Source organism: Stenotrophomonas sp. TEPEL, from assembly GCF_004348785.1.
Taxonomy (GTDB): Bacteria; Pseudomonadota; Gammaproteobacteria; order Xanthomonadales; family Xanthomonadaceae; genus Stenotrophomonas; species Stenotrophomonas indicatrix.
In genome coordinates, this window is the sequence record NZ_QQXJ01000001.1 from 3,616,157 (window position 1) to 3,631,172 (window position 15,016).

Annotated in this window: 3 protein-coding genes; all 3 read right to left on the minus strand. The window is 69.1% G+C overall.

The features are described 5' to 3' along the window. Positions 1–6: 6 nt before the first annotated feature. The 3 genes from TEP_RS16620 to purL all read right to left on the minus strand — a co-directional run bounded on the left by TEP_RS16620 (position 7) and on the right by purL (position 14,492). Entirely contained in the window at positions 7–1,893 is a 1,887-nt protein-coding gene (locus tag TEP_RS16620) for a S8 family peptidase (RefSeq protein WP_206140237.1), read from the minus strand. Positions 1,894–2,055: 162 nt separating this feature from the next. Beyond that, positions 2,056–10,167, minus strand: a complete 8,112-nt coding sequence (locus tag TEP_RS16625; RefSeq protein WP_132825993.1) for an ESPR-type extended signal peptide-containing protein — start codon at positions 10,165–10,167, stop codon at positions 2,056–2,058. 440 nt (positions 10,168–10,607) lie between these two features. Next, positions 10,608–14,492: a phosphoribosylformylglycinamidine synthase gene (gene purL / locus TEP_RS16630; RefSeq protein WP_206140239.1), complete on the minus strand. Its 3,885-nt coding sequence runs from the start codon at positions 14,490–14,492 to the stop codon at positions 10,608–10,610. Positions 14,493–15,016: the final 524 nt, after the last annotated feature.

Sequence of the window (15,016 nt, forward strand, 5' to 3'; positions counted from 1 at the left end):
CGGTGATTACTGAGTCGCCAGGATGCTCACCCCGCTGTAAGCGGCCTCACCCACCACCTTGATGTAGTAGGTACCGGCCACCGGCTTGGCCACGCGCACGGTTTCGGTATTGCCCGGGCGGGTGGACTTGGCATCGTTGTCGGTGGCCGTGGGCACGCGGCCCTGCGCCAGGTATACCGACACGTTGCCGCTGCCGCCGTAGGTCAGCACGCTCAGCGTCTTGCCGGCGGCCGCTTCGAAGGTATAGACGGTTTCGCTGGCGGCCGCACCGGCCAGCCCGCCCACGGTCACCTTGTTGGTCAGCGGAATGCCTTCCGGCTCGCAGTTCTCGGTGCACGGCTCCTTCAGCGCAGCATCCAGTGCGGCCTTGGCATCGAGGATGCCGGTACCGATCGGGGTGGCCGCCGGGATGGTCACCGGGAACTTGCGCGCCGACTGCTTGAGCAGGGTTTCCAGCGCGGCCGGCGCCAGCGGCTCCTTGCCCTTGGCGATCAGCGCGCTCTGCACCATGGCTGCCACCGCGGCAACGTGCGGCGAGGACATCGAGGTACCGCCCTTGCCCATCAGCACCCACTCACCGGCGTCCGGGGTGGTTTCCGAACTGGAACCGACCTGCCAGATGTAGCCGTTCGGGTTGCCGTCGACGCTGCCGCCACCGCCCGGGGCCGACAGGTCGACCGCAGTGCCGTAGTTGGAGTAATAGGTGATGCCACCGGTGACACGGGTCGCACCCACCGCCACCACGTTGTTGCAGCTGGCCGGACGGTACTTGGACGCGTTGTCGGTTTCGTTGCCGGCCGCGACCACCACCAGGGTGCCGCGCGACACTGCGCCGTTGATCGCGTCCTGGTAGGCGGCATCGCAGGCGCCGCCACCGCCCAGGCTCATGTTGATGATTTCCGCCGGATTGGTGTTGGCCGGAATGCCCGGCACGGTGCCGCCCGACGCCCAGGTGATGGCGTCGCTGATGTCGGCCAGGGTGCCGCCGCACTTGCCCAGCACGCGCACCGGCAAGACCTTGGCCTTGTAGGCCAGGCCTGCCAGGGCACTGCCGTTGTTGGTCACCTCGGCAATGGTGCCGGCCACGTGCGTGCCGTGCCAGGAACTGCCTTCCGGTTCGGAACCGGTGTAGCACTCGTTGGCCGTTTCCACCCAGTCGCCGTAGTCGGTGGCACCCGGTGCGCGGCCATCGTTCGGGCGGCGCGAGGATTCCTTGTCACTGATGAAATCGTAGCCTTCCAGCAGGTTGCTGCCGAAATCCGGCACGCCCGGCAGGATGCCGGTATCGAGCACGGCGACCACGATGCCCTCGCCCTGCGAGAGATCCCACGCGGCCGGTGCATTCACACCACCGGTGGCGTTGAAGAAGTTCCACTGGTACTGCGCGTAGTTGGGATCGTTGGGCACCAGTGCCGGCTGCGCATTGGTGGCACGCAGGTCCGAGCGCTGCAGGCGCACGTTGGCCACCGCGTACTGCACCGACGGATCGGCATTCAGTTCAGCCAGTACCTTCTGCATGTCGGCCGAGCCCAGCCGGGACTTCAGGCGGATCAGGTCGCCACCGGTACCGAGCTTGCGCTCCACCAGCGGGGAAAGTGCCGCAGCACGGCTGGTGGTGCCGCTGCTGACGATGGCACGCGACAGTGCCGCCTGCACGACCGAGAGCTTGGTCGAACGATCGCTGGCGGCCGCGGTGCCGTTGCGGTACTTCACGATGATGCCGTCCACGCTCTGCTGGGCAGTGCTGGCCACGCGCGCCGGTTCCTTGGCCACGCCCGGCTTGGCCGCATGCGCCGCACCGACGCCGACAGTCAGCGACAACACGGCGGCAGCCAGCACATTGATGCGAAGGGTCTGCTTCTTGGTCACGTTCGAAATCCTCTTCAAGGTCATGGTTGAGCTTTCCTTCTCCGCCCGTTGCACGGACGGAGCTCACTACGGCCATCACTCCCTGCGACTGCCCTGGCTGGCCCACCAGGGTTGCCATGCCACGCCCCTTTGGCGCTCACTGCTCGACGTGCCGATGGGATTGCCCACCGGCACGTTGTTGCGCACTTACCAGCCGAAGCCGGCACCGACGCCGACCGAGCTGTCATCACTGCTGAAGGCACCACCGACGGTGACCGTGGCGCGATCGCTGATCGCACGCTGGTAGCCCAGCGACATGGCCGACTCGCCGCCCTGGAAACCGATGCCGACGCCGACCCGGTTCTGGGTGCGGATGCCGGCGGCACTGGTGGCCATGTTGAGCATCGCTGCGCTCATCGCGCCCTGGCGGTCGATGCGGCGATCCATGTGGCGCAGGCGTCCATCAACTTCGCCCTTGAACACATCGAAGCTGTCGGTGACTGCCTGCACGCGGCTGTCGGTGTAGCTGTTGGCGGTGGTGATGCCACGATCCAGCTGGCCCTTGTTGACCGCATCGGTTGCGGTGGTACCGGCCGCCACGTTGGTGACCTGGCGTTCGTTGCCCTCGCTGCCGACCGAGACGGTGTTGGCGCGATCGGCAACCGAGCCCTGGCCCAGCGCCACCGCATTGGCCGCCGTTGCACTCGCGCCCTGGCCGACAGCGGTGGACGATGCACCGCTGGCGACAGCGCCATCGCCCATCGCGACGGCGTTGACGCCACCGCCTGCGACCAGTGCCGGCTGAGCACTGCCTGCGCTGGCAGCGGTCGGGGTTCCCTGCACACGGGCCGTTGCCGATCCGCCATCAGCCAGGCTCGCGTCGGTGGCAGCCGATGCCATGGCCACGTTGGACGCGTCTGCGTCCAGCGGAGCGGCCATCGAACGCAGGCTGGCCGCGCCGGAACGCGTGCCGCTGGCGGTGCGACGATCGATCTCGCTGACCTTGCGGTCCAGTGCACCCAGCGCGTCGCCGACGTTGCTGTAGGTGGACCCCTGGATCACATAGTTCGGCGCAACGAACACGCCCTGCATGCCGACGCTGGCACCGCCACCGAGGAAGCTGGCGGCATCGCTGAGCGACTGGAACAGCTGCCCACCGTTGATCGCCTGGCGGCTGCCGGAGGCGATGCTGCCGGCGCCGACGTTGTCGATGGTGGTGCCCTGGATACCAGCCAGGGTCAGGCGGTCACGGCTGGCATCGTCGTAGCCGACCGAGCTGGCCGCGCTGGTTTCAACGGTGGCGATGCGCGAGTCGAAATCACCGACCCGGGTTTCCACCGCACCCACCCGCTGGTTGGTAACGTTGAGCTGTGAACCAGTCACGGCGTCGCTGCTGCCGGCGGCGATGCGGCCATCGGCAACGTTGACGATGCGGCGCGTAGCAGGGCCGGCGGTGCCGTTGCCGCCACCAACCGAGACCACGTTGGCCTCCAGGGCGCGTGCACCGGTGCCGAGGGCGACCGAGTTGGTCCCGGTGACGCCGCTGTTGGCACCCAGCGCAAGCGCGCCGCCACCCATGGCCGAGGCATTGGCACCCAGTGCGTTGCTGCGTGCACCGCCCGCATTGGCAGCCGAGCCGATGGCCACCGCGTCGGTGCCGCTGGCGGTTGCGGTGCCACTGCCGCTGGCGCGGAAGTGGCGGCTGGTGGCATCGGCAGTGGATGCGACCGCATCCAGCTGCGCACGGTTCACCGCATCGGTGGCCTGGGTGCCTGCGGCAACGCGGGTAATCTGCCGCTCTGCGCCTGCGCTGCCCACCGACACGGTGTTCGCCCGATCGGCCACTGCCGACGCACCCAACGCCGTGCTGTTGGCGGCACTTGCCGTGGCACCGAAACCAACCGCGGTCGAACCGGCTGCGGTGGCCTTGGCGCTGTAACCAACAGCGGTACCGAGACGACCACTGGCCTCGGCGTAGCTGCCCAGCGCCGATGCACCGTCGGCCGTTGCCGTGGCACGGAAGCCACTGGCCTGCGACTGTGTGCCGCTGGCGGAGGACTGCGCGCCGCTGGCGGTGCTGTAGGCACCCTTGGCCTGCGCACCGGCGCCGGTGGCACTGGAACCGAGCTCGCTGGCGGCAGCATCACTGCCCAGGGCCACGCTGTCCACGCCGGTGGCCTGCGCCGCATTGCCCAGCGCCGCGCCATTGGCACCACTGGCCAGCGCATTGAAGCCGACGGCGGTGGCGTTGGCCGCGACCGCGGTGGCACCACTGCCGAGCGCACTGGCGCCATTGCCGATCGCATTGGCCGCTTCACCGGCCGCCAGCGCATTGTCACCTTCGACGTAGGCACCGGCGTCGCTGTCGGCACTGCCGCTGGCCTGGAAGTGCTTGCTGGTCTTGTCGGCGACACTGGCCACGGCATCCAGCTGGCCCTTGTTCACTGCATCGGTGGTCTCGGTGCCGGCAGCAACATGGGTGACCTGGCGTTCACCGCCCGCGCTGCCGACGGCCACCGTGTTGTCACGGTCGGCCTTCGAGCCCGCACCAAGGGCGACACTGTTGACACCGTTGGCGGTCGCGCTGGCACCCAGGGCGGTGCTGTCAGCCGCATCGGCCCATGCATTCCAGCCGATCGCGGTGGCGTAGTCATCGGTCGCCCAGGCACCGGCACCGAACGCCGCCGCGCCGGTACCGCTGGCACGCGACGGAATCAGGCCGAAGAAGGTGCTGCCGCCGATGGCGACACTCTCTGCGCCACTGGCTTGGCTGGACTGACCGACGGCGACGGCGCCGCTGCCTGCTGCCGCCGCTCCAAAGCCGACAGCCGTGGTGTTGGCACCGGTCGCTGCCGAGCCGTAGCCCAGCGCGGTGCCGAGGCGGCCGCTGGCTTCGCTGTAACCACCGATGGCGGTGGTGCCATCGGCCGAAGCGGCACTGCGGAAACCACTGGCCAGCGACTGCGCACCGCTGGCGACGGCTTCTGCACCGTTGGCGGTGCTGTAGACGCCACTGGCCTGTGCAGCGGTGCCGGTAGCGGTGGCGCTGATGCCACTGGCTACCGCGCCGTTGCCGAGTGCGGCACTGTCTTCGCCGGTGGCCTGCGCGTTGCTGCCTACCGCAGCCGCATTGCTGCCCGTGGCCAGCGAGTTGATGCCCACGGCGGTCGCGTTGGCGGCCACGGCCGTGGCACCACTGCCGAGCGCGGTGGCGCCATTGCCGATCGCATTGGCCGCTTCACCGGCCGCCAGTGCGTTGTCGCCTTCCACATAGGCACCGGCATCGCTGTCGGCGCTGCCGCTGGCCTGGAAGTACTTGCTGGTCTTGTCCGCCGTAGCGGCGACAGCATCGAGCTGGTTCTTGTTGACCGCATCGGTGCCTTCGGTGCCAGCCGCCACGTGGGTCACCTGGCGTTCGCTGCCGGCACTGCCGACGGCCACCGTGTTGTCACGGTCGGCCTTGGAGCCTGCGCCCAGGGCGACGCTGTTGGCACCGTTGGCGGTAGCGCTGGCGCCCAGCGCCGTCGATTCGGCGCCATCGGCCCACGAATTCCAGCCGATTGCAGTGGCGTAGTCGTCGGTGGCCCAGGCACCGGCACCGAACGCCGCTGCGCCGTAGCCACTGGCTCGTGATGGCACCAGGCCGAAGAAGGTGCTGCCACCAATGGCCACGCTCTCATCGCCGCTGGCTTCGCTGGAATCACCCATCGCCACCGAGCTGGCGCCCGACGCCGCAGCGAACACGCCGGCAGCGGTGCTGTTGGCACCACTGGCCACGGTGCCATAGCCCAGCGCCGAGCCGAGGCGACCGCTGGCCTCGCTGTAGCCGCCGACTGCGGTGGTGCCGTCTGCAGAGGCTGCCGAACGGAAGCCACTGGCCAGCGACTGCGCACCGCTGGCGACCGCCTCGGCACCGTTGGCCGTGCTGTACACCGCCGTCGCCTGCGCGCCTGCACCGGTCGCGGTGGTGCTGGTTTCGCTGGCCACCGCGCCGCTGCCGAGCGCCGCACTGTCTTCGCCCGTCGCCTGCGCGTTGTTGCCCACCGCAGCCGCACTGCCGCCGCTGGCCAGGCTGTTGAAGCCTACCGCCGTAGCGTTTGCCGCTACCGCCGTTGCACCACTGCCGAGTGCGGTGGCGCCGGTGCCGATCGCATTGGCGGCCTCACCGGCGGCCAGCGCGCTGTCACCTTCCACGTAGGCACCGGCGTCGCTGTCGGCGCTGCCGCTGGCCTGGAAGTACTTGCTGGTCTTCGCGCCTTCGGCGGCTACCGCGTCCAGCTGGTCCTTGTTCACCGCATCGGTACCCTGGGTACCGGCGGCCACGTTGGTGATCTGGCGGGTGTTGCCGCCGCCCCCGACCGACACGGTGTTGTCGCGGTCGGCAATCGAATCGGCACCCAGCGCCACGCTGTTGGCACCGCGCGATTCCGCCGCGTTGCCCAGCGCGGTGCTGTTGATGCCCGGCGCATAGGCGCCGCCACCGACCGCGGTGGAATAGTCGCCGGATGCTTCGGTCGCCAGCAGGCCGAACAACGAGCCACCGACGGCCACGGCATTGGTGCCGGTAGCCAGGCTGCCCTGGCCGGTGGCGGTGCTGTAGGCACCGGATGCTTCCGAATCGCCACCAAGCGCGACGCTGTTGGAACCGGAGGCGTTGGCGAAGTTGCCGAAGGCGGTGGCGTTGAATGCCGAGGCGTTGGCGTAACCGCCGATGGCGGTGCTGTAGCCACCGGTCGCTTCGGCACCGATGCCGAATGCTGCCGAAGCGGTGCCACTGGCCACGCTTTCACTGCCGACCGCAGTGGCGGCCTCACCGCTGGCGTTGCTGAAGTAGCCCATCGCCACGGCTTCTTCGCCGCTGGCTTCGGACAGCACTCCGCTGGCGGTGCTGCCGGCGCCGCTGGCCACCGCGGCCGCGCCGAACGCCGCACTCTGTTCGCCGCTGGCTTCGCTCTCGGCACCATGAGCAGTGGCGTACTCGCCGGTCGCCTGTGCGTTGGCACCGATGGCGCTGGCATTGGCCGCGCTGGCCAGGGCATTGAAGCCGATGGCCTGTGCGTTGCCGGCCAGTGCATTGGCGCCACTGCCGAGGGCGGTTGCGCCGTTGCCGATGGCATTGGCCGATTCACCTGCAGCCAGCGCGTTGTCACCTTCCACGTAGGCACCGGCGTCGCTGTCGGCACTGCCGCTGGCCTGGAAGTACTTGCTGGTGGTCGCGGCACTGGCTGCAACCGCGTCGAGCTGCGACTTGTTCACCGCATCGGTGGCCTGGGTACCGGCCGCCACACTGGTGATCTGCCGCTCGTTGCCGGCGCTGCCCACTGACACGCTGCGGTCGCGGCTGGCCACCGAACCAGCACCCAGTGCAACCGCGTTGTTGCCACTGGCCGTGCTGCCCGCGCCCAGGGCGATCGCACTTTCCCCACCGGCCACCGTGTTGGCGCCGATGGCGATGCTGTTGATGCTGTTGCCCAGCGCCTGGAAGCCCAGCGCAACGCTGTTGTCGCCGTAGCTGAAGGCGCCGCGGCCGACGGCGGTGGAACTGGTGCCGTTGGCCCAGCTGTTGTAGCCGATGGAGGTGGCACCGTTGGCGCTGGCCCATGCCGCCGGACCAAACGCCGAGGCATTGCGGCCGGTGGCCCACGCGCCGGCACCGAAGGCGGTGGCGCCTTCCTCGCTGGCAGTGCTGTAGCCACCCACGGCGGTGCTGTCATCGGCCTTGGCGAAGGCGCTGTCGCCGACGGCGACGGCATAGCTGCCGGTAGCGCGCGACTTGCCGCCTGCCGCGAAGCTGTTGTCGCCGGTGGCCTGTGCCGCATTGCCGAAGGCGCTGCTGCTGGCACCGGTCGCCTGCGCGGCATTGCCGACGGCGGTGGAACCGGCCGAAGCGGTGGTGCCGATCTGCACCGGGTTGCCCTGCTCATCCAGCAGCGGCTGGTTGTATTCGTCGTAGGCCTGGCCGAGGCCACCCACGGCTACCGCACCGTCACCGTCGGCGAAGGTATTGCGACCCAATGCCACGCTGTCGGCGCCGATGGCGGCCGCGCCTGCGCCCTGTGCCAGCGCGCCGGCACCGATGGCGTTGCTGGCCGAGCCCGCCGCTACCGCACCCTCTCCCTCTGCATAGGCGCCGGCATCGCTGCCGCTTTCCGGCTGCGCCTGGAAGAAGCGCGCGGTGGTGTCAGCGGTGCTGGCCACGGCGTCCAGCTGGGCCTTGTTCACTGCGTCGGTGGCTTCGCTGCCGGCCGCCACGCTGGTGATCTGCCGCTCGTTGCCCGCACTGCCCACGGCCACGCTGTTGGCGCGCACTGCTTCGGAATTGGCGCCCAGTGCAACGCTGTTGGCACCACGCGCAGTGGCGTAGTAGCCGACGGCGGTGCTCTGCGTGCCACTGGCCCAGGTCTGCGCGCCCAGCGCGCTGGCGTTCTCGCCCGGTGCATAGGCGAAGTAGCCCACCGCGACGGATTCGGCACCGGACGCCTCGGTCAGGCTGCCATTGGCCACGGCCTGGTCGCCGCTGGCGATGGCACCGGCACCGACGGCGGTGGCCGCTTCGCCACTGGCCTGGGTCTGCACGAAGAAGCCCAGGCCCGGGATCAGGTCGGCCGGGCCACCGATGGCCACGCTGCTGGTGCCGGTAGCGTTGCTCTGCGTACCGACGGCGGTGGAGTAGTCGCCGATGGCATTGGAGACAGCGCCGAACGCCGACGACTGTGCGCCTGCCGCGTAGGCTCCCACGCCGTACGCCGACGCTGCGAAACCACCGGCATCGGCGCTGGCGCCGACGGCGGTACCACCGACCCCGGCACTGGTGGCGCCGGTCTCTACCGGCACGCCACCACTGGTGATCAGCGGATTGCCATCGGCATCCACCGCAGCACCGCCGACGGCGACGCTGCCCGGGCCGACTGCCTGCGCGTTGTTGCCGAAGGCCGCGCTGTTCTGGCCAGATGCAAGCGCGTTGTTGCCGACCGCGGTGGCGTTCTGCGCGACGGCGGTCGCACCTGCACCGACGGCGGTCGTACCGTTGCCGATCGCATTGGCGGCTTCGCCAGCGGCGAGCGCGTCATCTCCCTCGGCCAACGCACCGGCATCGCTGTTGCTGCTGCCGGTGGCCTGGAATCGCTTGGCGGTGGTATCGGCTACCGCTGCCACGTCCTTCAACTGAGCGACGTTGACCGCATCGGTATCTTCGGTACCGGCGGCAACGCTGGTGATCTGCCGGGTCAGGCCGTAGTCGACCGCACCCACCGACACGGTATCGACGCGGTCGGCCAGCGAGCCGGCGCCCAGCGCCACGCTACCGGTGGCCACGGCCGCCGCATTGGAACCCAGCGCGGCGCTGTATTCGCCCACCGCCGTGCTGAACGCACCGACGGCAATCGACGCTTCGTTGGCGGCGGTTGCACCACGGCCCAGCGAGGTGCTGCCGGGGCCCATCGCCACGGCACCCGCGCCGACCGCGGTAGCGCCATCGGCGCTGGCCTCGGACAGTGCACCCAACGCGGTGGCTGCACCGTTCTCGCTGGCGGCCACGGCACTTGCGCCCACCGCCGTATCGCCAAGGCCGAAGGCGGCCGCACTCTGCCCGACCACCACGCTGGCATCACCGAAGGCGAGCGCGTTCTGGCCGAAGGCACTGGCACCAAGTCCTGCGGCAATCGCCTGGGTGCCGACCGCGGTGGTGGCGTTGGCCAGCGACTGGCTGCCACTACCGACCGCGATGGCGCCCTGGCCTTCGATCTTTGCCGCGTCGCTGTCATCACCAGCGCCATCGGCCTTGAAATAGCGGCTGCCCTCGGCCGCCGCCTGCGCAAGCGCGGCCTGCGTGGCGCGCGCCTGTGCATCCAGCTGTGCCTTGTTCACCGCATCGGTGGCGGCGGTACCGGCGGCGACATTGGTCACCTGCCGTTCCTTGCCGGCATCACCGACAGAAACGGTGTTGGCGCGCGTTGCCTTGGAACCGGCGCCCAGCGCCACGCTGTTGGCGCCGGTGGCGCTGGTACCCGCGCCAATCGCCACCGCGTTGCTGCCCTTGGCGCTGGCACTGCCATCGACCACGCACTTGTCCAGCACCTTGCTGTTGAGCACCACGCAGTTCGCGCTACCCCCAATCTCAACCGACTGCGCCGCAGCGATGCCGGTCATGCCCAGTCCCATTGCCAAGGCCAGCGCTGCAGCCAGTCGTGCCGGCGCGGCATCGGTCGCACCGCGGCGCTGGTCGACGACCCCGCCTGATGAGCTGGAAGAGGCCAGTTCCGAGGCCACCACCAACTGACCCAATGCTTTGTTCCAGACCTTGCGATAAATCCGATTCATCGGTACGGCTCCTGATTGGACTGGTTTTGGGCAAAGCAACGCCACCGCCGAGCCTTCGTGGCCCAACGTCCCCTGGGGGCGTTTATTCGCGTGATTTACTGCGGGTATTGCCGAACGGCGCGCGGGGACAGAAAACCGAGCGCATGCGCCGTGCGGTTACTGCGGGATGAACAGATTTGAAACGGGGGTCAAGTGTTAACGGCATCTTTGCGGATCGTCAAGAGTTTGACGCAGCAAAACCCATTGCCGTGAAGCAGTTCACTGTTTCACTTGTTTATGCACGCATTTTGTTAGGCGCACGTGAGGAAATCCTCACTTATGAAAACGCATGTAACTGATGGCCAGTTCAGGAGTTTCCGTATGGACAAAGAAAAACCCGCCGGTTTCCCGGCGGGTTCTCCATACGCGATGGCATCGTCAGCTGCGCAATGCGCGTGCGATCAACCGCACCACACCCGTGCGTTGCGGAACATGCGCATCCACGGTGAATCGCCCTGCCACTCGGACGGGGCCCAGCTCAGGTTGAGCGCGCGCGGGGTGCGCTCCGGGTGCGGCATCATGATGGTCACCCGGCCGTCGGTGCTGGTCAGGCCGGTGATGCCGTCGGGCGAGCCGTTCGGGTTCAGCGGGTACTGGCTGGCGACGTTGCCGTTGCCATCGATGTAGCGCAGTGCGACACGGGCCGTGGCCTGGTCGACGGCGTTGTCGAACACCGCCTGGCCTTCGCCATGCGCCACCGCCACCGGCAGGCGCGACCCGGCCATGCCACGCAGCAGGATCGACGGCGACTCCACCACTTCCAGCAGCGCGGTGCGGGCTTCGAACTGCTCGCTGGCGTTGCGGCGGAACTGCGGCCAGTGTTCGGCACCGGGGATGATGTCTCTCAGCTGGCTCATCATCTGGCAGCCGTTGCACACGCCCAGGGCGAAGCTGTCCTCGCGCGCAAAGAACGCGGCGAAGGCATCGCGCAGCGCGCTGCGCTCGAGGATCGAGGTCGCCCAGCCGCGGCCGGCACCGAGCACGTCGCCGTAGCTGAAGCCGCCGCAGGCAACCAGGCCGGTGAAGTCCTGCAGCGCCACGCGGCCTTCGATGAGGTCGCTCATGTGCACGTCGAACGCGCGGAAGCCGGCACGTTCGAAGGCGTTGGCCATTTCGATCTGGCCGTTGACGCCCTGTTCGCGCAGGATCGCAACGCGCGGGCGCGACCCGGTCTGCACGAACGGCGCGGCGACATCCTCGTTGTGGTCGAAGCTCACCTTCGGCTTCAGGCCCGGCGCGCTGAAGGCACGGGCGATCTCGCGCTCGGCATCGGCATTGGCCGGGTTGTCACGGCGCTTCTGCATGGCGTGGGTGACCGACCACCAGGCGTCGAACAGCGCTTCCCAGCGCCATTCGGCCAGCGAGTCACCACCCAGAGACACCCGCACCACCGGTGCAGTGGTGGGCTTGGCGATGCGCTGTGCGCACTCGGTCAGCGCGTGGCGCTCGACCAGGTCGGCGAACGCGGCGCGGTCTTCGCGGGCGATCTGCACAACGGCGCCCAGCTCTTCATTGAACAGGCTGCGGAACGGGTCATCGCCCCAGGCATCGAGGGTGATGTCCAGGCCCAGGCGCGAGGTGAAGGCCATTTCGCACAGCGCGGCGAACGCACCACCGTCGCTGCGGTCGTGGTACGCGCGCAGCAGGCCGGCCTGGCGTGCATCGCGGATCAGCTCGAAGAAGCCACGCAGCCGCTGCGGGTCGTCCAGGTCCGGGGCGGCGCCGGCGAAGGCCGGCAGGTCGCCATGGTCGGCATGCACCTGGGCCAGGATCGAACCGCCCAGGCGCTGCTTGCCGGCCCCGAGGCCGATCAGCCACAGCTCGCTGTCGATGTCGCGGTCCAGCAGCGGGGTCAGCTGCTGGCGCGCATCGGCCACCGGCGCGAACGCGGTGATCACCAGCGACACCGGCGACACGCTCTTGTGCGCCTGCCCCTGGTCGTGCCACTGCGCCTGCATCGACAGCGAGTCCTTGCCGACCGGGATGCTGATGTCCAGCTGCGGGCACAGTTCCATGCCCACCGCCTTCACCGCGTCGTACAGCAGCGCGTCTTCGCCCGGGTGGCCGGCAGCGGCCATCCAGTTCGCCGACAGCTTGATTTCATCCAGCGCGTCGACCGGGGCCGCGCACAGGTTGGTCAGCGCTTCGCCAACGGCCATGCGGGCCGAGGCCGCCGCGTCCAGCAGCGCCAGCGGCGTGCGTTCACCCAGCGCCATCGCCTCGCCGGCCACGCCGTCGAAATCAGCCAGGGTGATCGCCACGTCGGCCACCGGCAGCTGCCACGGGCCGACCATCTGCTCGCGCGCGGTCAGGCCGCCCACGCTGCGATCGCCGATGGTGACCAGGAAGTTCTTGGAGGCCACGGTCGGGTGCGCGAGCACGCGCAGGCCGGCTTCCTGCAGATCCAGGCCAGCGGTCTTCAGGGCCGGCCAGCGCGGTGCCGGCGGATGCGCGGTATCGCGGTGCATCTTCGGCGGCTTGCCGAACAGCACGTCCATCGGCAGGTCGATCGGCGCGTCGGCCGGAATGTTGCCCGGCACGGCGCCATAGGCCACCACCAGGTGTTCCTCGGCAGTAGCCACGCCCACGGCAGCGAACGGGCAGCGTTCGCGTGCGCACAGCGCGGCGAACTCGGCCAGGCGCTCCTGCGCCACGCCGAGCACGTAGCGCTCCTGCGACTCGTTGCACCACAGCTGCATCGGCGACAGCGACGGATCGTCGGTGGGTACCTTGCCCAGGTCGATGATGCCGCCCACGCCGGAATCGTGCAGCAGTTCGGGAATGGCGTTGGACAGGCCACCGGCACCGACGTCATGGAAGAACTTGATCGGATTGTCAGCGCCCATCGCCACGCAGCGGTCGATGACCTCCTGGCAGCGACGCTCCATTTCCGGGTTGTCGCGCTGCACGCTGGCGAAGTCCAGGTCCTCGGCGCTCTCACCGGAGGCGACCGAACTGGCGGCACCGCCACCGAGGCCGATCAGCATCGCCGGGCCGCCGAGCACGATCACGGCATCGCCGTCCTGCAGCAGGATCTTGTCGACCTGCACGCGATCGATGGCGCCCAGGCCACCGGCCAGCATGATCGGCTTGTCGTAGGCGCGCACCAGGTCGGCGCCTTCCGGCAGTTCGAAACTGCGGAAGTAGCCGAGCAGCGCCGGGCGGCCGAATTCGTTGTTGAACGCGGCGCCGCCGAGCGGGCCGTCGGTCATGATCTCCAGCGCCGGGGCCATGCGCGGGTTCAGCGCACGCGGCGCTTCCCACGGCTGCGGCAGCTCGGGAATGCGCAGGTGCGAGACCGAGAATCCGCTCAGGCCGGCCTTCGGCTTGCCACCACGACCAGTCGCGCCTTCGTCGCGGATTTCACCACCAGCGCCGGTCGACGCGCCCGGGAACGGCGCGATCGCGGTCGGGTGATTGTGCGTTTCCACCTTGATCTGGAACGCGCTGGGCACCTGCGGTTCACGGCGGTACTCGCCGCTGGCCGGGTCCGGGCGATAGCGCGAGGCCGGATGGCCTTCGATCACCGCCGCGTTGTCGCTGTACGCGCTGAGCGTGTGCTGCGGGGTCTGCTGGTGGGTGTTCTTGATCATCCGGAACAGCGAGCGGTCCTGCTCCTGGCCGTCGATGGTCCAGCTGGCGTTGAAGATCTTGTGCCGGCAGTGCTCGGAATTGGCCTGCGCGAACATCATCAGTTCCACGTCCGACGGCGAGCGGCCCAGCGCGGTGAAGCGCTCGCGCAGGTAGTCGATCTCGTCCTGCGCCATGGCCAGGCCGAGGCGCTGGTTGGCGGCCTCCAGCTGGTCCACCGGCACGCGCTCCAGTTCGCCACGGGCCGGGGTCGAGAACAGCGACTGGCCCTGCTCGACGGTCTCCAGCACCGACTGCGTCATCGGGTCGTGCAGCACCTTGACCAGTGCCTGCTGGGCGGCAGCGTCTGTCGGCCACCCCTGCACGTCGATGCGCAGGCCACGCTCGACCCGGCTCACCGGCTGGCCGGCACCGCGGACCAGCTCGCTGGCCTTGCTCGACCACGGCGACAGCGTGCCCAGGCGCGGCACCACGATGCGGCTGACCGCACCGTCAGCAACCGCCTCGGACTGCGGGCGGGCTTCCAGGATGCGGCACAGGGTATCGACGTCGGGGGCGGCAGTGCCCTCGGCCTGCACGAAGTAGACGTGCCAGGCACCGCTGATGCGCAGGGAGAGAGCGATGGACTGCAGGCGGGATTCAAGACGTTCGCGGCGGAACGGCGACAGGGCGGGCGCGCCCTCGAGGACCATCATGTCCGGGGAACCGTAGTTGGGAAACGGGCCCGACATTGTACCGGAAGCGGGGATAGGCTTCGGCCGGGCGGCGCCCGGCACCCGCAGAGGCGGTAGCGCCGGCCGCTGGCCGGCAACCTCAACAGCAACAGCAGAAGCTGGCATTCCGTGGGATGGCGGGGTGGGTCCGGTTGCGGGGGACGCCGTGAATCCGTCCCTGGAGGCTCGGTCGCCGCATCCATGCGGCTCACGCCCCGCAACCGGACCCACCCCGCCTTCGACAGTTTCCCGCGATCTGCGGTAGATCCACGCCATGCGTGGATGCTCCTTGGTTACCGGCCGCTGGCCGGCAACCAGGGAAAGGCCTGCAATCAGACGCCTGAGAGCGAAGCGATCGGCGTTTGGTCTTGATTTTCTGTTCTGTCTTTCGTGGCTGGCGCCCGCAGGAAATTGTCCGTGGCCGGGCGGCTGGGTTGCGCAGGGGCGTGAGCCGCATGGATGCGGCGACCGAGCTTACAGGGACGTACTTGCAGCGTCCCCTGCGC

Excerpts from the sequence above, each read along its gene's own strand:
- TEP_RS16620 (WP_206140237.1), bottom strand. The coding sequence starts at position 1,893 with ATGACCTTGAAGAGGATTTCGAACGTGACCAAGAAGCAGACCCTTCGC.
- purL (WP_206140239.1), bottom strand. The coding sequence starts at position 14,492 with ATGATGGTCCTCGAGGGCGCGCCCGCCCTGTCGCCGTTCCGCCGCGAA.
- TEP_RS16625 (WP_132825993.1), bottom strand. The coding sequence starts at position 10,167 with ATGAATCGGATTTATCGCAAGGTCTGGAACAAAGCATTGGGTCAGTTG.